This is a genomic window from Leclercia adecarboxylata (assembly GCF_035787115.1).
GTDB classification, from domain to species: Bacteria; Pseudomonadota; Gammaproteobacteria; order Enterobacterales; family Enterobacteriaceae; genus Enterobacter; species Enterobacter adecarboxylatus_E.
Genome location: NZ_JALKTL010000001.1, coordinates 1294268 through 1316280, shown reverse-complemented (window position 1 = coordinate 1316280; position 22013 = coordinate 1294268). Strand labels below are relative to the sequence as shown.

The following is a 22013-nucleotide window of genomic DNA, read 5'->3' as shown; positions in this document are numbered from 1 at the left end:
CACATCATTTTGCTGTCTATGTCTCATTTTCGACAGTTAGTGTACGGTTATTTGTTCCTCCCCATGAATCGATGTGATGCCCATCTGCCAGAAAGAGCAGTGTTTCAGGTATCACTTTTGATGAGTAAGCAATGAGTATGTCAACATCCACAGAAGTCATCGCTCATCACTGGGCATTCGCAATCTTTCTTATCGTTGCCATTGGCCTGTGCTGCCTGATGTTAGTCGGCGGCTGGTTCCTGGGCGGTCGCGCCCGCGCAAGGCACAAAAACACGCCATTCGAATCGGGTATCGATTCGGTAGGTACCGCGCGTTTACGCCTGTCCGCCAAGTTCTATCTGGTGGCCATGTTCTTCGTCATTTTCGACGTGGAAGCGCTTTACCTGTTCGCATGGTCGACCTCCATTCGTGAGAGTGGCTGGGTAGGCTTTGTCGAGGCCGCAATTTTCATTTTAGTGTTACTGGCCGGTCTGGTTTATCTGGTGCGTATTGGCGCGCTGGACTGGACACCTGCGCGTTCACGCCGTGAACGTATCAACCCGGAAAACAGTATCTCTAATCGTCAGCAGTAACAGCGAGGCAATAAGATGGATTATACGCTCACCCGCATAGATCCTAACGGTGAGAATGACCGTTACCCCCTGCAAAAGCAGGAGATCGTAACCGACCCCCTGGAGCAAGAAGTCAATAAAAGCGTGTACATGGGCAAGCTCGAGCATGCCATGCACGATATGGTCAACTGGGGTCGTAAGAACTCCATCTGGCCCTATAACTTTGGCCTTTCTTGCTGCTACGTTGAAATGGTGACGTCATTCACTGCGGTGCATGACGTTGCGCGTTTTGGTGCAGAAGTACTGCGCGCCTCTCCACGTCAGGCTGACCTGATGGTAGTGGCGGGAACCTGCTTTACCAAAATGGCACCGGTCATTCAGCGTCTGTACGACCAGATGCTCGAGCCAAAATGGGTTATCTCCATGGGCGCTTGTGCAAACTCTGGCGGCATGTACGACATCTATTCCGTCGTGCAAGGTGTAGATAAGTTTATCCCTGTGGATGTTTACATTCCGGGCTGCCCACCGCGTCCAGAAGCCTATATGCAGGCGCTGATGCTGTTGCAGGAGTCGATTGGCAAAGAACGCCGTCCGCTCTCCTGGGTTGTGGGTGACCAGGGCGTGTACCGCGCTAACATGCAGTCTGAGCGCGAGCGTAAACGCGGTGAACGTATCGCAGTGACCAATCTGCGTACACCAGACGAAATTTAATTTGCGCCTGTGGGCATGGAGATAACCTTCGCATATCACTATTCAAATAGCGCGAAGCCACGCCCGACAGTCACCACGGACCTTTTGCAATGGTGAACACTATGACCGACTTAACCGCGCAAGACGCCGCCTGGCAAACACGGGATCATCTGGATGACCCGGTCATCGGCGAACTGCGCAACCGTTTTGGGCCGGATGCCTTTACTGTTCAGGCCACCCGCACCGGGGTACCCGTTGTTTGGGTGAAGCGTGAGCAGTTACTGGAAGTGGTTGATTTCCTCAAGAAACTGCCTAAACCTTACGTCATGCTGTTTGACTTACACGGCATGGACGAACGTCTGCGTACCCACCGCCAGGGTTTACCCGCGGCGGATTTTTCCGTTTTCTACCACCTGATCTCAATAGACCGCAACACGGATATCATGCTCAAGGTGGCATTGTCTGAAAACGACATGCATCTGCCGACCATCACTAAACTTTTCCCGAACGCGAACTGGTATGAGCGTGAAACCTGGGAAATGTTTGGCATGACCTTCGATGGTCACCCGCATCTGACGCGCATCATGATGCCGCAGACCTGGACCGGCCACCCGCTGCGTAAAGACTACCCGGCACGAGCCACCGAATTCGATCCTTTTGAGCTGACGAAAGCCAAGCAGGATCTGGAGATGGAAGCGCTGACCTTCAGACCGGAAGACTGGGGCATGAAGCGCGGCACCGACAACGAGGACTTCATGTTCCTCAACCTCGGTCCAAACCACCCGTCTGCGCACGGTGCATTCCGTATTATTCTTCAGCTTGATGGCGAAGAGATTGTCGACTGCGTTCCGGATATCGGTTACCACCACCGTGGTGCTGAGAAGATGGGCGAGCGTCAGTCCTGGCACAGCTACATTCCTTATACCGACCGTATCGAATACCTCGGCGGCTGCGTCAACGAAATGCCATACGTGCTGGCCGTTGAAAAGCTGGCGGGCATCACTACGCCGGATCGCGTTAACGTGATTCGTGTGATGCTCTCAGAGCTGTTCCGTATTAACAGCCACCTGCTGTACATCTCGACGTTTATTCAGGACGTCGGCGCGATGACCCCGGTGTTCTTCGCCTTTACCGACCGTCAGAAAATCTACGACCTCGTGGAAGCGATTACCGGTTTCCGTATGCACCCGGCCTGGTTCCGTATCGGCGGTGTTGCACACGATCTGCCGCGTGGTTGGGACCGTCTGCTGCGTGAATTCCTTGACTGGATGCCAAAACGTCTGGCGTCGTATGAGAAAGCCGCGCTGCGTAACAGCATCCTGAAAGGCCGTTCCCAGGGCGTTGCCGCCTACGGCGCGAAAGAGGCGCTGGAGTGGGGCACCACCGGTGCTGGCCTGCGCGCGACCGGTATCGATTTCGATGTGCGTAAAGCCCGTCCTTACTCTGGTTACGAGAACTTCGACTTTGAAGTCCCGGTTGGCGGCGGTGTTTCCGACTGCTATACCCGCGTGATGCTGAAAGTGGAAGAGCTGCGCCAGAGCCTGCGCATCCTTGAGCAGTGCCTCAACAACATGCCGGAAGGCCCGTTCAAGGCGGATCACCCGCTGACCACGCCGCCACCGAAAGAGCGCACGCTGCAACATATCGAAACCCTGATCACCCACTTCCTGCAGGTTTCCTGGGGCCCGGTCATGCCGGCGCAGGAGTCCTTCCAGATGATCGAGGCGACCAAGGGTATCAACAGTTACTACCTGACCAGCGACGGCAGCACCATGAGCTACCGTACCCGTGTGCGTACGCCAAGCTTCGCGCACCTGCAGCAGATCCCGGCCGCCATCCGCGGCAGTCTGGTCTCTGACCTGATTGTGTATCTGGGTAGTATCGATTTTGTTATGTCAGATGTGGACCGCTAATTATGCACGAGAATCAACAACCACAAACCGAGGCTTTTGAGCTGAGTGAAGCAGAACGTGCCGCTATTGAGCACGAGATGCACCACTACGAAGACCCGCGTGCGGCGTCCATTGAAGCGCTGAAAATCGTACAGAAACAGCGTGGTTGGGTGCCGGATGGCGCGATCTATGAGATCGCAAAAGTGCTGGGTATCCCGGCGAGCGACGTCGAAGGGGTGGCAACGTTTTACAGCCAGATCTTCCGTCAGCCGGTAGGCCGTCACGTGATCCGCTACTGCGACAGCGTGGTATGCCATATCACCGGTTATCAGGGCATTCAGGCTGCGATTGAGCAGAAACTTAATATCAAGCCGGGCCAGACCACCTTTGACGGGCGCTTTACCCTGCTGCCAACCTGCTGCCTGGGTAACTGCGACAAGGGGCCGACCATGATGATTGATGAGGACACTCACAGCCATCTGACGCCGGAAGCCATTCCTGATCTGCTGGAGCAGTACAAATGAAAACTGTAATTCGTACTGCTGAGACCCATCCGCTGACCTGGCGTCTGCGCGATGATAAACAGCCGGTATGGCTCGACGAATATCAGAGCAAAAACGGCTATGCCGGTGCGCGTAAAGCCCTCAGCGGTATGGCGCCGGATGAAATCGTTAACGCGGTAAAAGACGCTGGCCTGAAAGGGCGCGGCGGCGCAGGCTTTTCCACCGGTCTGAAGTGGAGCCTGATGCCAAAAGACGAATCCATGAACATCCGTTACCTGCTGTGTAACGCCGATGAAATGGAGCCGGGCACTTATAAAGACCGTCTGCTGATGGAGCAGCTGCCGCACCTGTTGGTGGAAGGCATGCTGATCTCGGCATTCGCGCTGAAAGCGTACCGTGGCTACATCTTCCTGCGTGGCGAGTACATCGAAGCGGCAGAGAATCTGCGTCGCGCGATTGCCGAAGCTACCGAAGCGGGGCTGCTTGGCAAAAACATTCTGGGCACCGGTTTCGACTTCGAACTGTTTGTGCACACCGGCGCCGGGCGTTATATCTGTGGGGAAGAGACCGCGCTGATTAACTCCCTGGAAGGCCGCCGTGCGAACCCGCGTTCCAAGCCACCGTTCCCGGCGAGCTCCGGCGTGTGGGGTAAACCGACCTGCGTAAACAACGTCGAAACCCTGTGTAACGTCCCGGCGATCCTCGCCAACGGCGTGGAGTGGTATCAGGGCATCTCCTCAAGCAAAGATGCCGGTACCAAGCTGATGGGCTTCTCTGGTCGCGTGAAGAACCCGGGCGTCTGGGAGCTGCCGTTCGGCACCACCGCACGTGAAATCCTTGAAGACTACGCCGGTGGCATGCGTGATGGCCTGAAATTTAAAGCCTGGCAACCAGGCGGGGCAGGGACCGACTTCCTGACCGAAGCGCACCTCGATCTGCCAATGGAATTCGAAAGTATTGGTAAAGCAGGCAGCCGTCTGGGTACGGCGCTGGCGATGGCCGTCGACCACGAGATCGGCATGGTATCGCTGGTGCGTAACCTGGAAGAGTTCTTTGCCCGCGAGTCCTGCGGCTGGTGTACGCCGTGCCGTGATGGACTGCCGTGGAGCGTGAAGATCCTGCGTGCTATTGAGCGTGGCGAAGGCCAGCCTGGCGATATCGAGACACTTGAGCAACTGTGTCGATTCCTGGGGCCGGGTAAAACCTTCTGCGCCCACGCGCCCGGTGCCGTTGAGCCACTGCAAAGCGCGATTAAATATTTCCGCGACGAATTCGAAGCAGGCATCAAGCAGCCGTTCAGCAATACCCATTCGATCAATGGTATTCAGCCGAACCTGCTGAAAGCGCGCTGGTAAAAACAGAATTTTGATTAACGCTCGAAGCTAATTCGAGACAACTGGAAGCATGCTAATGGCTACGATTCATGTAGACGGCAAAGAATATGAGGTTAACGGGGCGGACAACCTGCTGGAAGCTTGTCTGTCTCTCGGCCTTGATATTCCGTATTTTTGCTGGCATCCGGCGCTGGGCAGCGTCGGTGCTTGCCGCCAGTGTGCGGTGAAGCAATATCAAAACGCGGAAGACACGCGTGGTCGCCTGGTGATGTCCTGTATGACGCCAGCCACCGAAGGTACCTTTATTTCCATCGACGACGCGGAAGCCAAACAGTTCCGCGAAAGCGTGGTGGAGTGGTTGATGACCAACCACCCGCACGATTGTCCGGTCTGCGAAGAGGGCGGTAACTGCCACCTTCAGGATATGACCGTGATGACCGGCCACAGCTTCCGTCGCTATCGCTTTACCAAACGTACCCACCGCAACCAGGATCTGGGGCCGTTCATCTCTCACGAAATGAACCGCTGCATCGCCTGTTACCGCTGCGTGCGTTACTACAAAGACTACGCCGACGGCGAAGATCTGGGCGTCTATGGCGCACATGACAACGTCTACTTCGGTCGTCCGGAAGATGGCACCCTGGAGAGCGAATTCTCCGGCAACCTGGTCGAAATCTGTCCGACCGGTGTGTTCACTGACAAAACGCACTCCGAGCGTTACAACCGTAAGTGGGACATGCAGTTTGCGCCAAGCATCTGCCAGCAGTGCTCCCTTGGCTGTAACACCAGCCCGGGTGAGCGTTACGGCGAACTGCGTCGTATCGAAAACCGTTACAACGGTACCGTTAACCACTACTTCCTCTGCGACCGCGGTCGTTTTGGCTATGGCTATGTGAACCTGAAAGACCGTCCGCGTCAGCCGGTTCAGCGTCGTGGCGACGACGTCATCACCCTGAACGCTGAGCAGGCGATGCAGGGCGCAGCCGATATTCTGCGCCAGTCGAAGAAAGTGATCGGTATCGGCTCCCCGCGCGCCAGCGTCGAAAGCAACTTCGCGCTGCGTGAGCTGGTGGGTGCCGAAAACTTCTACACCGGTATCGCCCAGGGCGAGCAGGAACGTCTGCAGCTGGTGCTGAAGGTGCTGCGCGAAGGCGGTATTCATACCCCGGCGCTGCGCGAAATCGAATCGTACGATGCGGTTCTGGTGCTGGGCGAAGATTTAACCCAGACCGGCGCGCGTGCTGCACTGGCGGTTCGCCAGGCGGTGAAAGGGAAGGCTCGTGAAATGGCAGCGGCACAGAAAGTGGCTGACTGGCAGATTGCGGCAATCCTCAACATCGGTCAGCGCGCTAAACACCCGCTGTTTGTCACTAACGTCGATGACACTCGTCTGGATGATATCGCGGCGTGGACCTACCGCGCGCCGGTTGAAGATCAGGCCCGCCTGGGCTTTGCGATTGCTCACGCACTGGATAACAGCGCGCCGGCCGTTGAAGGTCTGGATCGCGACCTGCAGAACAAAGTTGACGTGATCGTGCAGGCGCTGGCCGGTGCGAAAAAACCGTTGATTATTTCCGGTACTAACGCCGGTAGCGCTGCGATCATCGAAGCAGCGGCAAACGTGGCTAAGGCCCTGAAAGGCCGCGGCGCGGACGTCGGCGTGACCATGATTGCCCGTGCGGTAAACAGCATTGGTCTGGGCATGATTGGCGGCGGCTCTCTGGAGGCTGCGTTAAGCGAGCTGGAATCCGGTGCCGCTGACGCCGTCGTGGTGCTGGAAAACGACCTGCACCGCCATGCCTCTGCGGCACGCGTTGACGCGGCTCTGTCTAAAGCGCCGCTGGTAATGGTTATCGACCATCAGCGCACCGCGATCATGGACAAGGCGCATCTGGTGCTCTCTGCGGCAAGCTTCGCAGAAAGCGACGGTACCGTTATCAACAACGAAGGCCGTGCCCAGCGCTTCTTCCAGGTTTATGACCCGGCGTACTACGACAGCAGCATTGTGATGCTGGAAAGCTGGCGCTGGCTGCACTCCCTGCACAGCACCGTGCTGAGCCGTGAAGTGGACTGGACCCAGCTCGACCACGTGATCGATGCTGCCGTGGCAAAACTGCCGCAGCTGGCCGGCATTAAAGATGCTGCGCCGGAAGCCAGCTTCCGTATTCGTGGCCAGAAACTGGCGCGTGAACCGCACCGCTACAGTGGGCGTACCGCAATGCGCGCCAACATCAGCGTGCACGAACCGCGTCAGCCGCAGGACAAAGACACCATGTTCGCCTTCTCGATGGAAGGGAACAACCAGCCGTCTGCGCCGCGTTCGCAGATCCCATTCGCATGGGCACCAGGCTGGAACTCCCCGCAGGCGTGGAACAAGTTCCAGGCTGAAGTGGGGGGTTCTCTGCGCCACGGGGATCCGGGTGTGCGTCTGATTGAAGCCTCTGAAAGCGGTCTGGACTTCTTCGCCACCGTTCCGGCGAGCTTCCAGCCACAAGAGGGTAACTGGCGTATTGCGCCTTACTACCATCTGTTTGGTAGCGACGAAATGTCCCAGCGTTCTCCGGTGTTCCAGAGCCGCATGCCGCAGCCATACATCAAGCTCAACCCGGCCGATGCCGCGAAGCTTGGCGTTAACGCGGGCGCGAACATCAGCTTTAGCTACGAAGGCCAGACAATCAGCCTGCCGCTGATTATCTCTGAAGGTCTGACAGCAGGGCAGGTGGGTCTGCCGATGGGGATGCCTGGCATCGCGCCAGTACTGGCGGGTGCGCATCTTGATAACCTGCAGGAGGCAAAAGCATGAGTTGGTTAACGCCCGATCTTATCGACATCCTGCTGAGCATTCTGAAAGCGGTTGTTATTCTGCTGGTGGTTGTCACCTGCGGCGCGTTCATGAGCTTTGGTGAACGTCGTCTGCTGGGTCTGTTCCAGAACCGTTATGGACCGAACCGCGTGGGCTGGGGTGGTTCACTCCAGCTGGTCGCGGACATGATCAAGATGTTCTTTAAAGAGGACTGGATCCCGCGCTTCTCGGATCGCGTGATCTTTACTCTGGCACCGATGATCGCCTTTACCTCGCTGCTGCTGGCGTTTGCTATCGTTCCGGTGAGCCCGACCTGGGTTGTGGCTGACCTGAATATCGGGATCCTGTTCTTCCTGATGATGGCAGGCCTCGCGGTTTACGCGGTGCTGTTCGCAGGCTGGTCCAGTAACAACAAATACTCCCTGCTGGGGGCAATGCGTGCTTCTGCGCAGACTCTGAGCTACGAAGTGTTCCTGGGCCTCTCCCTGATGGGCGTGGTGGCGCAGGCCGGTTCATTCAATATGACCGACATCGTCAACAACCAGGCCGACATCTGGAACGTCATCCCGCAGTTCTTTGGTTTTGTCACCTTTGCGATCGCCGGTGTGGCGGTGTGTCACCGTCACCCGTTTGACCAGCCAGAAGCCGAGCAGGAACTGGCCGATGGTTACCACATTGAATATTCCGGTATGAAGTTCGGTCTGTTCTTCGTGGGCGAATACATCGGTATCGTCACCATTTCTGCGCTGATGGTAACGCTGTTCTTTGGTGGCTGGCATGGCCCGTTCTTACCGCCGTTCATCTGGTTCGCGCTGAAAACCGCGTTCTTCATGATGATGTTCATTTTGATTCGCGCAGCATTACCGCGTCCGCGTTATGACCAGGTAATGTCCTTCGGCTGGAAAGTTTGCCTGCCGCTGACGCTTGTCAATCTGTTGGTAACGGCGGCTGTCATTCTCTGGCAGGCGCAATAAGGGGCTATACGACCATGACCTTAAAAGAATTATTGGTAGGCTTCGGCACCCAGGTACGCAGTATCTGGATGATCGGCCTGCACGCGTTTGCAAAACGCGAAACCCGGATGTACCCGGAAGAGCCGGTATATCTGCCGCCGCGCTATCGTGGCCGTATCGTGCTGACCCGCGATCCGGACGGTTCAGAGCGCTGCGTTGCCTGTAACCTGTGTGCGGTAGCCTGTCCGGTAGGCTGTATTTCTCTGCAAAAAGCAGAGACGGTAGACGGTCGCTGGTACCCGGAGTTCTTCCGCATCAACTTCTCACGCTGCATCTTCTGCGGTCTGTGTGAAGAAGCGTGCCCAACCACGGCGATTCAGTTGACCCCGGATTTCGAACTGGGCGAATTCAAGCGTCAGGACCTGGTGTACGAGAAAGAGGATCTGCTGATTTCCGGTCCGGGCAAATACCCGGAATATAACTTCTACCGGATGGCGGGTATGGCAATCGACGGCAAAGATAAGGGCGAAGCAGAGAACGAAGCCAAGCCTATCGACGTCAAGAGCCTGTTACCGTAAGGAGAGGGGCAATGGAATTCGCTTTTTATATCTGTGGCCTGATCGCCATCCTGGCTACGCTGCGAGTGATTACGCACACCAACCCGGTGCATGCGCTGCTCTATTTAATCATTTCGCTGCTGGCTATTTCCGGGGTGTTCTTTGCGCTGGGGGCACACTTTGCCGGTGCGCTTGAAATCATCGTTTACGCCGGGGCTATCATGGTTCTGTTCGTCTTCGTGGTGATGATGCTGAACCTGGGCGGGTCTGAAATTGAGCAGGAACGTCAGTGGCTGAAACCGCAGGTATGGATTGGTCCGGCAATTCTGTCGGCCATCATGCTGGCGGTGATTGTTTACGCCATTCTGGGGGTGAACGACCAGGGTATCGACGGGACGCCAATCAGCGCCAAAGCGGTGGGTATCTCCCTGTTTGGTCCATACGTCCTGGCCGTCGAACTGGCCTCGATGCTGCTGCTGGCAGGTCTGGTTGTAGCGTTCCACGTGGGCCGCGAAGAGCGTGCTGGAGAAGTGCTGAGCAACCGCAAGGACGACAGCGCGAAAAGAAAAATGGAGGAACGCGCATGATTCCTTTACAACACGGACTGATCCTCGCTGCGATTTTATTCGTGCTGGGCTTAACCGGTCTGGTTATCCGCCGCAATCTGCTGTTTATGCTGATTGGTCTGGAGATCATGATTAACGCTGCCGCGCTGGCCTTTGTGGTTGCCGGTAGCTACTGGGGCCAGACCGATGGTCAGGTGATGTACATTCTCGCCATCAGCCTTGCGGCTGCGGAAGCGAGTATTGGCCTGGCGCTGTTGCTGCAGCTCCATCGTCGCCGCCAGAACCTGAACATCGATTCAGTAAGTGAGTTGCGTGGATGAACATGCTTGCCTTAACCATTATTTTTCCGCTGATTGGCTTCCTGCTGCTGTCGTTTTCTCGCGGCCGCTGGTCTGAGAATCTCTCTGCCACCGTCGGTATGGGCTCTGTCGGCCTTGCGGCGCTGGTAACGGCGTATGCGGGGATCGACTTCTTTAACAACGGACGTCAGGCCTTCAGCGTGCCGCTGTGGACCTGGATGTCGGTCGGTGATTTCAACATCGGTTTCAACCTGGTGCTGGATGGTCTGTCCCTGACCATGCTCTCCGTGGTCACCGGCGTTGGCTTCCTGATCCACATGTTCGCTTCCTGGTATATGCGCGGTGAAGAGGGCTACTCCCGCTTCTTCGCCTACACCAACCTGTTTATCGCCAGCATGGTCGTTCTGGTGCTGGCCGATAACCTGCTGCTGATGTATCTCGGCTGGGAAGGCGTGGGTCTGTGCTCTTATCTGCTGATCGGATTCTACTACACCGATCCGAAGAACGGCGCTGCGGCCATGAAAGCGTTCGTCGTGACCCGTGTGGGTGACGTGTTCCTCGCTTTCGCCCTGTTCATTCTCTACAACGAGCTGGGCACGCTGAACTTCCGCGAGATGGTGGAACTGGCGCCGGCGCACTTCGAAGCGGGCAATAATATGCTGTGGTGGGCAACCCTGATGCTGCTCGGTGGTGCTGTGGGTAAATCCGCACAGCTGCCGTTGCAGACCTGGCTTGCCGACGCGATGGCGGGTCCGACGCCTGTCTCCGCGCTGATCCACGCTGCGACCATGGTTACCGCCGGTGTCTACCTGATTGCCCGTACCCACGGCCTGTTCCTGATGACCCCGGAAATTCTGCATCTGGTGGGGATCGTGGGTGCGGTGACGCTGGTGCTGGCAGGCTTTGCGGCGCTGGTTCAGACCGACATCAAACGCGTTCTCGCTTACTCCACCATGAGCCAGATTGGTTACATGTTCCTGGCGCTGGGCGTTCAGGCGTGGGACGCGGCGATTTTCCATCTGATGACGCACGCGTTCTTTAAAGCGCTGCTGTTCCTCTCGTCCGGTTCGGTGATTCTGGCCTGCCACCACGAGCAGAACATCTTCAAAATGGGCGGACTGCGTAAGTCCATTCCGCTGGTTTACGTCTGCTTCCTGGTGGGCGGCGCGGCGCTGGCGGCACTGCCGCTGATCACCGCTGGCTTCTTCAGTAAGGACGAAATCCTGGCGGGCGCCATGGCGAATGGTCATATCAATCTGATGGTTGCAGGTCTGGTCGGTGCGTTCATGACCTCCCTGTATACCTTCCGTATGATTTTCATCGTCTTCCACGGTAAAGAACAAATTCACGCTCACGCAGGGAAGGGGATCACCCACCACCTGCCGCTGATTGTGCTGCTGGTCCTGTCCACCTTCGTTGGCGCGATGATTGTGCCACCGCTGCAGGGCGTGCTGCCAGACACCACCGAGCTTGAGCACGGTCGCGTTCTGACGCTTGAGATCACCTCCGGTGTGGTCGCTATCGCGGGTATCCTGATTGCGGCATGGCTGTGGCTGGGCAAACGTACGCTGGTCACCTCGGTTGCCAACAGTGCGCCGGGCCGTCTGCTGGGCACCTGGTGGTATAACGCCTGGGGCTTTGACTGGCTGTACGACATGATCTTCGTTAAGCCGTTCCTCGGCATTGCGTGGCTTATCAAACGCGATCCGCTGAACAGCCTGATGAACATCCCGGCCATCCTTTCCCGCTTTGCAGGTAAAGGCCTGCTGTTCAGCGAGAACGGCTATCTGCGCTGGTATGTGGCGTCCATGAGCATCGGTGCGGTTGTGGTGCTGGCGCTGCTGATGGTGTTGCGTTGATCGTAAAGTGAATTTATTCGAATTCGTTGAAAATCAGGCCCCTGCTGGGGGCCTTAAAAAGGAATGCAAATCGCCATGTTACTACCCTGGCTAATACTAATTCCCTTTATCGGTGGGTTCCTGTGCTGGCAGACCGAACGCTTTGGCGTGAAGATGCCGCGCTGGATTGCGCTGATCACCATGGGATTGACGCTCGCGCTTGGCCTGCAACTCTGGTTGCAGGGCGGTTATTCACTGACCCAGTCTGCGGGTATTCCGCAGTGGCAGTCTGAATTCATTCTGCCGTGGATCCCACGTTTCGGTATCACGATCCATCTGGCGATTGACGGTCTGTCGCTGCTGATGGTGGTACTGACCGGTCTGCTCGGCGTTCTGGCGGTACTCTGCTCCTGGCGAGAAATCGAAAAATACCAGGGCTTCTTCCACCTGAACCTGATGTGGATCCTGGGCGGCGTTATCGGCGTGTTCCTTGCCATCGACATGTTCCTGTTCTTCTTCTTCTGGGAGATGATGCTGGTGCCGATGTACTTCCTGATCGCGCTGTGGGGCCATAAGGCGTCCGACGGTAAAACGCGTATCACGGCGGCAACCAAGTTCTTCATCTATACCCAGGCGAGTGGTCTGGTGATGTTGATTGCCATCCTGGCGCTGGTGTTCGTGCACTACGATGCCACCGGCGTCTGGACCTTCAACTATCAGGATCTGCTGAAGACCCCGATGTCCCACGGCGTGGAATACCTGCTGATGCTGGGCTTCTTCATTGCCTTTGCGGTGAAAATGCCGGTGGTGCCTCTGCACGGCTGGCTGCCGGATGCGCACTCCCAGGCCCCAACGGCGGGTTCCGTTGACCTGGCGGGCATCCTGCTGAAAACCGCGGCCTACGGCCTGCTGCGTTTCGCTCTGCCGCTGTTCCCGAATGCCTCCGCAGAGTTTGCGCCGATTGCCATGTGGCTCGGTGTGATCGGTATCTTCTACGGTGCCTGGATGGCCTTCACGCAGTACGACATCAAACGCCTGATTGCTTACACCTCCGTTTCCCACATGGGCTTCGTGCTGATTGCTATCTACACCGGCAGCCAGCTGGCGTACCAGGGCGCGGTGATCCAGATGATTGCGCACGGTCTCTCCGCAGCCGGTCTGTTCATCCTGTGTGGCCAGCTGTATGAACGTCTGCACACCCGCGACATGCGTCAGATGGGCGGTCTGTGGAGCAAAATCAAGTGGCTGCCAGCGATGTCGATGTTCTTCGCGGTGGCGACGCTGGGGATGCCGGGCACCGGTAACTTCGTCGGCGAATTCATGATTTTGTTCGGCAGCTTCAAGGTGGTACCGGTGATTACCGTGATCTCTACCTTCGGTCTGGTGTTCGCTTCGGTTTACTCGCTGGCGATGCTGCACCGCGCTTACTTCGGTAAAGCGAAGAGTGAAATCGCTGCCAAAGAGCTGCCGGGGATGTCGCTGCGCGAGCTGTTCATCATCCTGCTGCTGGTCGTACTGCTGGTGCTGCTGGGCTTCTTCCCGCAGCCGATTCTGGATACTTCGCATTCCGCGATGGGTAACATCCAGCAGTGGTTTGTTAATTCTGCTTCTACTACAAGGCCGTAAATCGCCATGACAATAACTCCACAACAACTGATTGCGCTGCTACCGCTGCTGATCGTCGGATTGACGGTGGTGGTTGTGATGCTCTCCATTGCGTGGCGACGCAATCACTTCCTGAATGCCACGCTGGCGGTTCTGGGTCTGAACGCTGCGTTAGTCTCCCTCTGGTTTGTAGGCCAGGCGGGCGCGATGGACGTCACGCCGCTGATGCGCGTTGATGGCTTCGCCATGCTGTATACCGGGCTGGTGCTGTTAGCAAGCCTGGCGACCTGTACCTTTGCTTACCCGTGGCTGGAAGGCTACAACGACAACAAAGAAGAGTTTTACCTGCTGGTTCTGATTGCTGCCCTTGGCGGCATTCTGCTGGCGAACGCCAACCATCTGGCGGCGCTGTTCCTCGGTATTGAGCTGATCTCTCTGCCGCTGTTCGGCCTGATTGGTTACGCCTTCCGCCAGAAGCGCTCTCTGGAAGCGAGTATCAAGTATACGATCCTGTCTGCTGCTGCTTCGTCCTTCCTGCTGTTTGGTATTGCGCTGATCTACGCTCAGTCCGGTAACCTCTCCTTTATGGCGCTTGGCAAGAGCCTCGGCGACGGCATGCTCCATGAGCCGCTGCTGCTGGCGGGTCTGGGCATGATGATCGTTGGCCTCGGCTTCAAACTCTCTCTGGTGCCGTTCCACCTGTGGACGCCAGACGTTTACCAGGGCGCGCCTGCGCCGGTATCTACCTTCCTGGCGACGGCGAGCAAAATCGCTATCTTCGGCGTGGTGATGCGTCTGTTCCTCTACGCCCCGGTAGGTGACAGCGAAGCGGTGCGCGTGGTGCTGGGTATTATTGCCTTCGTCTCCATCATCTTCGGTAACCTGATGGCGCTGAGCCAGACCAATATCAAGCGCCTGCTCGGTTACTCCTCCATCTCGCACCTCGGCTATCTGATGGTGGCGCTGATCGCCCTGCAGAGCGGTCAGATGTCGATGGAAACCGTGGGCGTCTATCTGGCCGGTTACCTGTTCAGCAGCCTCGGCGCCTTCGGCGTGGTGAGCCTGATGTCCAGCCCGTACCGTGGCCCGGATGCCGACTCGCTGTTCTCCTACCGTGGTCTGTTCTGGCACCGTCCGATTTTGTCTGCGGTCATGACGGTGATGATGCTCTCTCTGGCGGGTATCCCGATGACGCTGGGCTTTATCGGTAAGTTCTACGTGCTGGCAGTGGGTGTGCAGGCGGGTTTGTGGTGGCTGACTGCGGGCGTGGTTATCGGCTCCGCGATTGGTCTCTACTACTACCTGCGCGTTGCCGTGAGCCTGTACCTGAGCGCGCCTTCGCAGCTCAACCGCGATGCGCCGGGCAACTGGCAGTACAGCGCCGGTGGTATTGTGGTGCTGATCTCCGCGCTGCTGGTGCTGATCTTCGGTATCTATCCGCAGCCGCTGATTGAGATTGTTCAGCATGCAATGCCGCTGATGTAAACCAGGCACAAACAAAAAACCCGCTTCGGCGGGTTTTTTTATTGCCCAGCGGCGCTGCGCTTGCGGGGCCTGCGGGTATTGTAGACCGGGTAAGCGTAGCGCCACCCGGCAAAACAGCGCAAATCAGGCCAGCTGCTTACGGCTAATCAACGGCCCGTCGATTTTCTTGTTGGCGCGCTCCAGCACCTCTTCAATTACCGATGACAGCTCGTTCAGCTCGAACTTCGCCACGTAGCCATCGGCCTTCACCTTACGGATGTGGTCTTCGTTGGCGTTGCCAGAAAGCGAAGAGTGAATCACCACCGGAATATCCTTCAGAATGGCGTCGGTTTTGATTTTGCGCGTCAGGGTAAAGCCGTCCATCTCCGGCATCTCGAGGTCGGTAAGTACCAGCGCGATCTTATCGGTGATCGGCACTCCTTCCGCCTGGGCCTGAGCCGACAGCTGGCCGATCTTCTCCCACGCCTCTTTACCGGTAATGTGCATCAGCGCCGGGATCGCCATCGCCAGCAAGCCTTTCTCCAGCATCGAACGCGCCACTTTCGAATCTTCCGCCACAATCGCCACGGCACCCGGCTTGATATTGAATTGGGTGGTTTTCAGATCGGTAGCATGCAGATCGTGATTGGCCGGAGTGATGTCATACAGGATCTGCTCAACGTCCAGCACCATCGCCAGATCGTTGGTATCGGTCTTCTCGTCCAGGCAGGCAATGCTGGTGATATAGCGTCCGCTGACCGCGGTTTCCGCTGCATGCACCTGCTTCCAGTCCAGTCGCATAATATTTTCGACCGACTCTACTGCAAAGGCCTGGACGCTACGGGCATACTCGGTGATCAGCAGAATATTGAGCCCGGTTTCAGGCTTGCAGCCTGCCACGGCGGCCAGATCGATGACCGGGATCACCTGATCGCGAATATTGACCATGCCCATTAGCGGCGACTTCATCCCCGCCGGTTTGGTGAATGCGGGCATGGGCACAATCTCGCGAAGCTTAAAGACGTTGATGCCGAACAGCTCAGATTTATTTTCATTCAACGAGCGGCCAAGGCGGAACAGCAGCAGCTCAAAACGGTTCGACAGAGTAAGATTTGCCCTGTCATCAATGTCTTTCTGGAAATTATCCATGTTTGCCCCTAAGTGAAAAATACCTGCCTGACAGGGTTATCGGCAGTTTCGGGGAAAACCAGAGCGTTAAACGCGTACCGTGGCAAAATCTTCTGCCAGCTGGCTGTCAGCAAACAGGGCACGGCACTCCTCCAGCAGCCTGGCGCAGCCCTGGGCGTCGTAACGGGAGCTGACGTGGGTGACGATCAATTTTTTCACCTGGGCGTCGCGGGCAAGCATTGCCGCCTGGCGCGTAGAGCTATGGCCGCGGCTGTTGGCTTTCTCTTCCATCGCGCTCTCCAGCGTGGCCTCATGCACCAGCAGATCGACGCCGCTCGCCAGCATAAGGGCGCTCTCGCAAGGGGCGGTATCGCCGAAGATAGCCAGCTTCTTACCCGGGCGGGGCGGGGAGAGATAGTCTGCGCCGTTGATCGTCCGGCCATCTTCCAGTGTGACGCTTTCGCCGCGTTTCAACTGCTGGAACAGCGGGCCGAAGGGCACACCGGCGGCGATCAGCGCGGCGGCATCCAGCGCGCCGGGTTTATCGCACTCTTCAATGCGATAGCCATAACAGGTCACCGGGTGATTGAGCGCGGCGGCGGTCACCCTGTAGGCCTCGTCACTGAACACCACCCCAGGTTTGATCTCAATAATCTCGAGGGGATAATCGGTCCACGAGCCGCTGATCCGCAGACTGGTTTCGACGAACTCCCGGATCCCGGGCGGGCCGTAGATGGTGAGCGGGTGGATAATGCCCGCCATTGAGCGACTGCACAGCAGCCCCGGCAGGCCAAAAATATGGTCGCCATGCAGGTGAGTAATAAAAATTTTGTCCAGTTTGCCGGGATGGCTGGCGGTGCGCAGCAGCTGGTGCTGCGTGCCCTCGCCACAGTCAAACATCCACAGCCCGCCACGGGTGGGGTGTTGTAAATCCAGCAACAGTGACGTGACGTTACGCGTACGGGTCGGCACGCCAGCGGATGTTCCTAAAAAAAACAGCTCCATAATGCACTCAACCTCTGCACCGGGGACGAAAAGTCATTAGTATAACGGCTCCCCTCACGATAAGGAGACTCTGATGATCCAGTGGCAAGATCTGCACCATAGCGAGCTAACCGTACCTGCGCTTTACGCCATACTTCAACTGCGCTGCGAGGTGTTCGTTGTTGAACAAACCTGCCCCTATCAGGACATTGACGGCGAAGATCTGGTGGGAGAGAACCGTCACATCCTCGGCTGGAAAGAGGATCGGCTGGTGGCGTATGCGAGGATTCTGAAAAGTGAGGACGACGTTTCTCCCGTGGTGATTGGCCGCGTCATTATCAGCCGCCAGGTTCGCGGCGAGAAGCTGGGCTATGCCCTGATGGAGCAAACGCTGCGCTCCTGTGAAAACAACTGGCCGAACAAGGCGTTATATCTTGGAGCACAGGCGCATCTGAGCGCATTTTATGCCCACTTCGGTTTTGTTCCCGTGACGGAAATTTACGACGAAGACGGTATCCCGCACATCGGGATGGCGAAGGAGATACAACAAGCGTAGCAGGCGGAATCGTCAGGGATTGTCTATAGTTACCGAACTGATGCAACCACATGGAGAACACTATGTCTTTTCAATCATCGGATAACCATGTTGATGACGATCTGACCCTGCTGAGTGAAACTCTGGAAGAGGTGTTACGCTCTTCCGGCGATCCGGCCGATCAGAAATACGTTGAGCTTAAAGCGCGTGCTGAGCAGGCTCTGCATGATGTGAAAACGCGCGTTGGCCATGCGTCCGATCAATACTATTACAGGGCCAAAAAAGCGGTCTACCGTGCGGATGATTATGTCCGTGAAAAACCCTGGCAGGGGATTGGCGTAGGTGCCGCCGCTGGCCTGATCCTGGGTATTCTGCTCGCCCGCCGTTAACAACACAGCACGAAGGCTTCTCCCTGCCAAATCGGGGGTACTGCTTTTTCTTTTAAGTACCCTTTATAATGTGAGGTTTTTGAGCTGGGAGAAGTTCGCGTGCACTCGATTTCCACCGCGCTTGAAGGTCTTCGCCATCAATTAGCAGCCGATTTTCCCGATGCCCCTGGCCTGCATTGTCTTGATGTCTCCTTTGCACTTAACGACGCGTTTGATCCGCTCGGCTGGCTGAATGCCCAGCACACCTTCCCGCACTTTTACTGGCAACAGCGCAACGGCGACGAAGAATATGCCGCGCTGGGCGCGACAATGCATTTCCCCTCGTTATCCGCAGCCCGCCAGTTTTTACGCCGGTATCCGCATGCTCCCGATCTCCGGGTCGTTGGCGTTAATGCGTTCGATCCGAAACAGGGTAGCCTGTTTCTGCCGCGTCTGCTTTGGCAGCGTTTTGGCGGAACCGCAACGTTGCGTCTGCTGCTCTGGAGCGACACCTCGCTAAAAACCGAGGCGCAGCGCGGGCGTGAGTTTATAGATTCTCTGGCTGACAGCCAGCCTGTATCCCCGGTGACGCAACGGGTGGAGAGCGAAGCCCATCTGCCTGACCGGGCCGGCTGGCTGAAGTTAGTTTCCCGGGCGACAGAGGCCATCGCCTCAGGGGAGTTTGATAAAGTGGTGCTGGCCCGGGCCACGGATCTGCAGTTTAACCAGCCGGTTAACCCGGCTGCGCTGATGGCCGCCAGCCGCCAGGTTAACTTCCAGTGCTACCACTTCTTGATGCGCAGCGATGCCTCCCGGGCGTTTCTCGGCTCGTCGCCGGAACGGCTCTGGCGGCGACGCGGCTTGCTGCTGCGCACCGAAGCGCTGGCCGGTACCGTCGCCAGCCATCCTGACGATCTTCATGCCGCGCGCCTGGGTCACTGGCTGATGAATGACGATAAAAACCAGCGTGAAAATATGCTGGTGGTTGAGGACATCTGTCAGCGCCTGCAGCGCGATAACGGGGTGCTCGACGTGCTCCCACCGCAAGTTGTGCGTTTGCGTAAGGTTCAGCATTTACGCCGCTGCATCTGGACCGCGCTGCAACAGCCGGACGATGAAGCCTGCCTGCTGCGCCTGCAACCCACTGCGGCTGTCGCCGGTCTGCCGCGCCAGGCGGCGTGGGATTTCATCGCCCGTAATGAACCCTTTGACCGGGAGTGGTATGCCGGTTCCGCCGGTTATCTCTCGTTAGCGCAAAGCGAGTTCTGCGTGGCGCTACGTTCGGCAAGCGTTGAGGAGAAACGGGTACGCCTGTATGCCGGAGCAGGGATTGTCAGCGGCTCTGACCCTGAACAGGAGTGGCAGGAGATTGAAAATAAAGCCGCCGGGCTGCGCTCTCTGCTCCTAAAGGATTAATACTGAGTCGTACATTACCGATTCATATCAAAATTACATCTTTCTCTATTATTTATACTACGTCGCAATATTGATACCGGACAATTCCATGTCAGTGAGTTCCTTTAACCGGCGCTGGGCGGCGGTGATCCTTGAAGCCCTGACCCGCCATGGCGTCAGGCATGTTTGCATCGCGCCCGGTTCGCGCTCGACGCCGCTGACCCTGGCTGCCGCTGAAAACCGCGCCTTTATTCATCACACCCATTTTGATGAGCGCGGCCTCGGACATCTGGCGCTGGGGCTGGCAAAGGCCAGCGATGCGCCGGTGGCCGTTATTGTCACCTCCGGGACGGCCGTGGCTAACCTCTATCCTGCGCTGATTGAAGCCGGTTTGACCGGTGAAAAACTGGTGCTGCTGACGGCGGATCGTCCTCCCGAATTAATCAACTGCGGCGCAAACCAGGCCATTCGCCAGGCGGGTATTTTTGCCTCTCATCCCACAGAAACGCTGTCGCTGCCGCGCCCGACCCGGGACATCCCCGCCCGCTGGCTGGTTTCGACGGTGGATAACGCCCTGGGCGCGCTGCGAGCGGGGGCGCTGCACATTAACTGCCCGTTTGCCGAGCCGCTGTATGGTGAAATGGATAATACCGATCTCGACTGGCAGCAGGCGCTGGGCGACTGGTGGCAGAGCGATAAACCCTGGCTGCGCGCCCCGGCAGAGCTTTCCAGCCCGAAGCAACGCGACTGGTTCTTCTGGCGACAAAAACGCGGCGTGGTGATCGCGGGCAGGATGAGCGCTGAGGAAGGCAAACAGGTGGCCCAGTGGGCACAACGGCTGGGCTGGCCGCTGATTGGCGACGTGCTCTCCCAGACCGGGCAGCCGCTGCCGTGCGCGGATCTCTGGCTTGGCAACGCTAAAGCCGTCACCGAACTGGCGCAGGCGCAGATTGTGGTGCAGCTTGGCGGCAGCCTGACGGGCAAACGTCTGCTGCAGTGGCAGGCCACCTGCACGCCGGAAGAGTACTGGCTGGTTGATTCGCAGGCAGGGCGGCTGGATCCCGCGCACCATCGCGGTCGTCGGCTGGTATCCAGCGTGACCGAGTGGCTGGAACTGCATCCGGCGGAGAAACGCGCTCCCTGGGCAACCGATATCCCCGAGCTCTCTCGCCAGGCCTGGGCGCTGACAGGGCAACACAGTGAAGCATTTGGCGAGGCGCAGCTGGCCCACCGTATCCATCGCTTTCTGCCAGAACAGGGGCAACTGTTCGTAGGCAACAGCCTGGTGGTGCGGCTAATTGACGCCTTCTCCCGCCTGCCGGCGGGCTATCCGGTGTTCAGTAACCGTGGTGCCAGCGGCATTGACGGACTCATTTCTACCGCCGCCGGAGTTCAGCGCGCCAATGCCCGTTCGACGCTGGCGATTGTCGGCGATCTGTCTGCGCTCTACGATCTGAATGCGCTGGCGCTGCTGCGTCAGGCTTCGCCACCCTTTGTGCTGATGGTGATCAACAATAACGGCGGCCAGATTTTTTCCCTGTTGCCCACCCCGCAGAGCGAGCGGGAACGCTTTTATCTGATGCCGCAAAACGTGCAGTTTGAACATGCCGCGGCGATGTTCAGCCTCAGGTATCAGCGCCCGGAAAGCTGGGATGAGCTGGAGAGCGCGCTTAACACGGCGTGGAGCAAACCCGGCGCTACGCTTATCGAAGTGGTAGTGAACGACAGCGACGGTGCGCAGATGCTGCAAAGTCTGCTGGCGCAGGTAAGCCATCTATGATCCTCCAGGGAACCGCGTGCAAAGGTCAGGCGGATAAACCCTGGCTGGTTTTTCTGCACGGTTTTTCCGGCGATTGCCAGGAATGGCAGTTGTCAGGTGAGCGCCTGAGCGAATATTCCCGGCTGTATCTCGATCTGCCGGGACACGGTAAATCGGCGCACATTAGGGTGCGCGATTTCAGTGATGTTAATACGCTACTGAATCGCACGCTTGTTAGTTACAACATACTAAAATACTGGCTGGTGGGGTACTCCCTCGGCGGCCGCATTGCGCTGTACCACGCCTGCCAGCGGCCCGAGGCGCTGCAGGGGCTGATTGTTGAGGGGGCGCACCCGGGGTTGTGCAATGAACATGAACGCGCGAACCGTCGCGCCTCTGATGCGCAGTGGGCCGTGCGCTTTTGCCGGGAAACTCCAGGGAGGGTGTTTACCGACTGGTATCAACAGCCGGTATTTGCCTCGCTAACCCCAGCGCAGCGCCAGCAGCTGGTGGCCCTGCGCAGCCGCAACAACGGTCCTGCGCTGGCTGCCATGCTGCAGGCGACGTCGCTGGCCGAACAGCCCGATTTACGGGCTGAACTTGCCAGGTCAGCCATCCCTTTTTTCTATATGTATGGCGAGCAGGACGGTAAGTTTCGGGATCTTGCCCGGCAACTTTCCGTGAGGCGCCATGAAATTCCCCACGCCGGACATAACGCCCATCGGGAAAATCCCGTTGCGGTGGCCGAGTGTCTGGCCCAGATACTCCGTCTTTCAATTTAAGGACACG

Annotated in this window: 20 protein-coding genes; 18 read left to right on the top strand and 2 right to left on the bottom strand. The window is 57.6% G+C overall.

Features of this window, described 5'->3' with window-relative positions; all coding sequences use genetic code 11:
• Window positions 1-131 precede the first annotated feature (131 nt).
• The 13 genes from nuoA (at window position 132) to nuoN (ending at window position 15076) form a co-directional block, all read left to right on the top strand.
• Window positions 132-572 (top strand): NADH-quinone oxidoreductase subunit NuoA, encoded by a 441-nt coding sequence (gene nuoA / locus MXM41_RS06220; RefSeq protein WP_032612789.1) that lies wholly within the window; start codon window positions 132-134, stop codon window positions 570-572.
• A 15-nt stretch (window positions 573-587) separates the two neighbouring features.
• Window positions 588-1262, top strand: coding sequence for an NADH-quinone oxidoreductase subunit NuoB (nuoB, locus tag MXM41_RS06215; protein WP_003861482.1), 675 nt, complete (start codon window positions 588-590; stop codon window positions 1260-1262).
• A gap of 89 nt (window positions 1263-1351) precedes the next feature.
• Complete coding sequence (nuoC, locus tag MXM41_RS06210; protein ID WP_325930551.1) at window positions 1352-3154, top strand: NADH-quinone oxidoreductase subunit C/D; 1803 nt, start codon at window positions 1352-1354, stop codon at window positions 3152-3154.
• 2 nt (window positions 3155-3156) lie between these two features.
• Entirely contained in the window at window positions 3157-3657 is a 501-nt protein-coding gene (nuoE, locus tag MXM41_RS06205; protein ID WP_119937089.1) for an NADH-quinone oxidoreductase subunit NuoE, read from the top strand.
• The gene (nuoF, locus tag MXM41_RS06200; RefSeq protein ID WP_325930550.1) at window positions 3654-4991 is read left to right on the top strand and encodes an NADH-quinone oxidoreductase subunit NuoF; all 1338 of its coding nucleotides are present in this window, start codon (window positions 3654-3656) and stop codon (window positions 4989-4991) included. The genes nuoE and nuoF overlap by 4 nt, the downstream gene beginning before the upstream one ends.
• Window positions 4992-5046: 55 nt before the next feature.
• Window positions 5047-7773 (top strand): NADH-quinone oxidoreductase subunit NuoG, encoded by a 2727-nt coding sequence (gene nuoG / locus MXM41_RS06195; RefSeq protein ID WP_325930549.1) that lies wholly within the window; start codon window positions 5047-5049, stop codon window positions 7771-7773.
• Window positions 7770-8747 carry an NADH-quinone oxidoreductase subunit NuoH gene (gene nuoH / locus MXM41_RS06190; RefSeq protein ID WP_325930548.1) on the top strand — a complete coding sequence of 326 codons (978 nt, stop codon included), beginning with the start codon at window positions 7770-7772 and terminating at the stop codon, window positions 8745-8747. The genes nuoG and nuoH overlap by 4 nt, the downstream gene beginning before the upstream one ends.
• A 14-nt stretch (window positions 8748-8761) precedes the next feature.
• Window positions 8762-9304, top strand: coding sequence for an NADH-quinone oxidoreductase subunit NuoI (gene nuoI / locus MXM41_RS06185; protein ID WP_325930547.1), 543 nt, complete (start codon window positions 8762-8764; stop codon window positions 9302-9304).
• Window positions 9305-9315: 11 nt separating this feature from the next.
• Window positions 9316-9870, top strand: a complete 555-nt coding sequence (nuoJ, locus tag MXM41_RS06180; RefSeq protein WP_325930546.1) for an NADH-quinone oxidoreductase subunit J — start codon at window positions 9316-9318, stop codon at window positions 9868-9870.
• The gene (gene nuoK, locus MXM41_RS06175; RefSeq protein ID WP_032612773.1) at window positions 9867-10169 is read left to right on the top strand and encodes an NADH-quinone oxidoreductase subunit NuoK; all 303 of its coding nucleotides are present in this window, start codon (window positions 9867-9869) and stop codon (window positions 10167-10169) included. Before nuoJ ends, nuoK begins: the two co-directional genes overlap by 4 nt.
• Window positions 10166-12007, top strand: coding sequence for an NADH-quinone oxidoreductase subunit L (gene nuoL / locus MXM41_RS06170; protein WP_325930545.1), 1842 nt, complete (start codon window positions 10166-10168; stop codon window positions 12005-12007). Before nuoK ends, nuoL begins: the two co-directional genes overlap by 4 nt.
• A 75-nt stretch (window positions 12008-12082) precedes the next feature.
• On the top strand, window positions 12083-13612 hold the full coding sequence (gene nuoM / locus MXM41_RS06165; protein ID WP_325930544.1) for an NADH-quinone oxidoreductase subunit M: 1530 nt from the start codon (window positions 12083-12085) through the stop codon (window positions 13610-13612).
• 6 nt (window positions 13613-13618) lie between these two features.
• The gene (gene nuoN / locus MXM41_RS06160) at window positions 13619-15076 is read left to right on the top strand and encodes an NADH-quinone oxidoreductase subunit NuoN (protein ID WP_325930543.1); all 1458 of its coding nucleotides are present in this window, start codon (window positions 13619-13621) and stop codon (window positions 15074-15076) included.
• Between the two features lie 123 nt (window positions 15077-15199).
• Here the strand turns inward: nuoN and MXM41_RS06155 are convergent, their stop codons facing one another.
• Together MXM41_RS06155 and rnz are read right to left on the bottom strand one after the other, a co-directional pair.
• Window positions 15200-16204, bottom strand: coding sequence for a chemotaxis protein (locus MXM41_RS06155; RefSeq protein WP_325930542.1), 1005 nt, complete (start codon window positions 16202-16204; stop codon window positions 15200-15202).
• Between the two features lie 66 nt (window positions 16205-16270).
• A complete protein-coding gene (gene rnz / locus MXM41_RS06150) occupies window positions 16271-17188 on the bottom strand; it encodes a ribonuclease Z (protein WP_325930541.1) in 918 nt (305 codons plus the stop codon).
• A 73-nt stretch (window positions 17189-17261) separates the two neighbouring features.
• Here rnz and MXM41_RS06145 point away from each other — a divergent pair, with 73 nt between their 5' ends.
• The 5 genes from MXM41_RS06145 to menH all read left to right on the top strand — a co-directional run bounded on the left by MXM41_RS06145 (window position 17262) and on the right by menH (window position 22006).
• On the top strand, window positions 17262-17723 hold the full coding sequence (locus tag MXM41_RS06145; protein ID WP_325930539.1) for a GNAT family N-acetyltransferase: 462 nt from the start codon (window positions 17262-17264) through the stop codon (window positions 17721-17723).
• Window positions 17724-17785: 62 nt separating this feature from the next.
• Window positions 17786-18091, top strand: a complete 306-nt coding sequence (gene elaB / locus MXM41_RS06140; RefSeq protein WP_325930538.1) for a stress response protein ElaB — start codon at window positions 17786-17788, stop codon at window positions 18089-18091.
• Between the two features lie 99 nt (window positions 18092-18190).
• Window positions 18191-19486 (top strand): isochorismate synthase MenF, encoded by a 1296-nt coding sequence (gene menF, locus MXM41_RS06135; RefSeq protein ID WP_325930536.1) that lies wholly within the window; start codon window positions 18191-18193, stop codon window positions 19484-19486.
• Window positions 19487-19574: 88 nt separating this feature from the next.
• On the top strand, window positions 19575-21245 hold the full coding sequence (menD, locus tag MXM41_RS06130) for a 2-succinyl-5-enolpyruvyl-6-hydroxy-3-cyclohexene-1-carboxylic-acid synthase (RefSeq protein WP_325930535.1): 1671 nt from the start codon (window positions 19575-19577) through the stop codon (window positions 21243-21245).
• A complete protein-coding gene (gene menH / locus MXM41_RS06125) occupies window positions 21242-22006 on the top strand; it encodes a 2-succinyl-6-hydroxy-2,4-cyclohexadiene-1-carboxylate synthase (RefSeq protein ID WP_325930534.1) in 765 nt (254 codons plus the stop codon). Before menD ends, menH begins: the two co-directional genes overlap by 4 nt.
• The last annotated feature ends 7 nt before the right edge of the window (window positions 22007-22013 follow it).

What these genes read in the sequence shown, in the direction of transcription:
- nuoH (WP_325930548.1), top strand. Translation starts at nt 7,770, where the DNA reads ATGAGTTGGTTAACGCCCGATCTTATCGACATCCTGCTGAGCATTCTG.
- nuoC (WP_325930551.1), top strand. Translation starts at nt 1,352, where the DNA reads ATGGTGAACACTATGACCGACTTAACCGCGCAAGACGCCGCCTGGCAA.
- nuoK (WP_032612773.1), top strand. Translation starts at nt 9,867, where the DNA reads ATGATTCCTTTACAACACGGACTGATCCTCGCTGCGATTTTATTCGTG.
- MXM41_RS06145 (WP_325930539.1), top strand. Translation starts at nt 17,262, where the DNA reads ATGATCCAGTGGCAAGATCTGCACCATAGCGAGCTAACCGTACCTGCG.
- nuoA (WP_032612789.1), top strand. Translation starts at nt 132, where the DNA reads ATGAGTATGTCAACATCCACAGAAGTCATCGCTCATCACTGGGCATTC.
- nuoF (WP_325930550.1), top strand. Translation starts at nt 3,654, where the DNA reads ATGAAAACTGTAATTCGTACTGCTGAGACCCATCCGCTGACCTGGCGT.
- rnz (WP_325930541.1), bottom strand. Translation starts at nt 17,188, where the DNA reads ATGGAGCTGTTTTTTTTAGGAACATCCGCTGGCGTGCCGACCCGTACG.
- menH (WP_325930534.1), top strand. Translation starts at nt 21,242, where the DNA reads ATGATCCTCCAGGGAACCGCGTGCAAAGGTCAGGCGGATAAACCCTGG.
- nuoJ (WP_325930546.1), top strand. Translation starts at nt 9,316, where the DNA reads ATGGAATTCGCTTTTTATATCTGTGGCCTGATCGCCATCCTGGCTACG.
- MXM41_RS06155 (WP_325930542.1), bottom strand. Translation starts at nt 16,204, where the DNA reads ATGGATAATTTCCAGAAAGACATTGATGACAGGGCAAATCTTACTCTG.
- nuoN (WP_325930543.1), top strand. Translation starts at nt 13,619, where the DNA reads ATGACAATAACTCCACAACAACTGATTGCGCTGCTACCGCTGCTGATC.
- nuoI (WP_325930547.1), top strand. Translation starts at nt 8,762, where the DNA reads ATGACCTTAAAAGAATTATTGGTAGGCTTCGGCACCCAGGTACGCAGT.
- elaB (WP_325930538.1), top strand. Translation starts at nt 17,786, where the DNA reads ATGTCTTTTCAATCATCGGATAACCATGTTGATGACGATCTGACCCTG.
- nuoM (WP_325930544.1), top strand. Translation starts at nt 12,083, where the DNA reads ATGTTACTACCCTGGCTAATACTAATTCCCTTTATCGGTGGGTTCCTG.
- nuoL (WP_325930545.1), top strand. Translation starts at nt 10,166, where the DNA reads ATGAACATGCTTGCCTTAACCATTATTTTTCCGCTGATTGGCTTCCTG.
- menD (WP_325930535.1), top strand. Translation starts at nt 19,575, where the DNA reads ATGTCAGTGAGTTCCTTTAACCGGCGCTGGGCGGCGGTGATCCTTGAA.
- nuoG (WP_325930549.1), top strand. Translation starts at nt 5,047, where the DNA reads ATGGCTACGATTCATGTAGACGGCAAAGAATATGAGGTTAACGGGGCG.
- nuoE (WP_119937089.1), top strand. Translation starts at nt 3,157, where the DNA reads ATGCACGAGAATCAACAACCACAAACCGAGGCTTTTGAGCTGAGTGAA.
- nuoB (WP_003861482.1), top strand. Translation starts at nt 588, where the DNA reads ATGGATTATACGCTCACCCGCATAGATCCTAACGGTGAGAATGACCGT.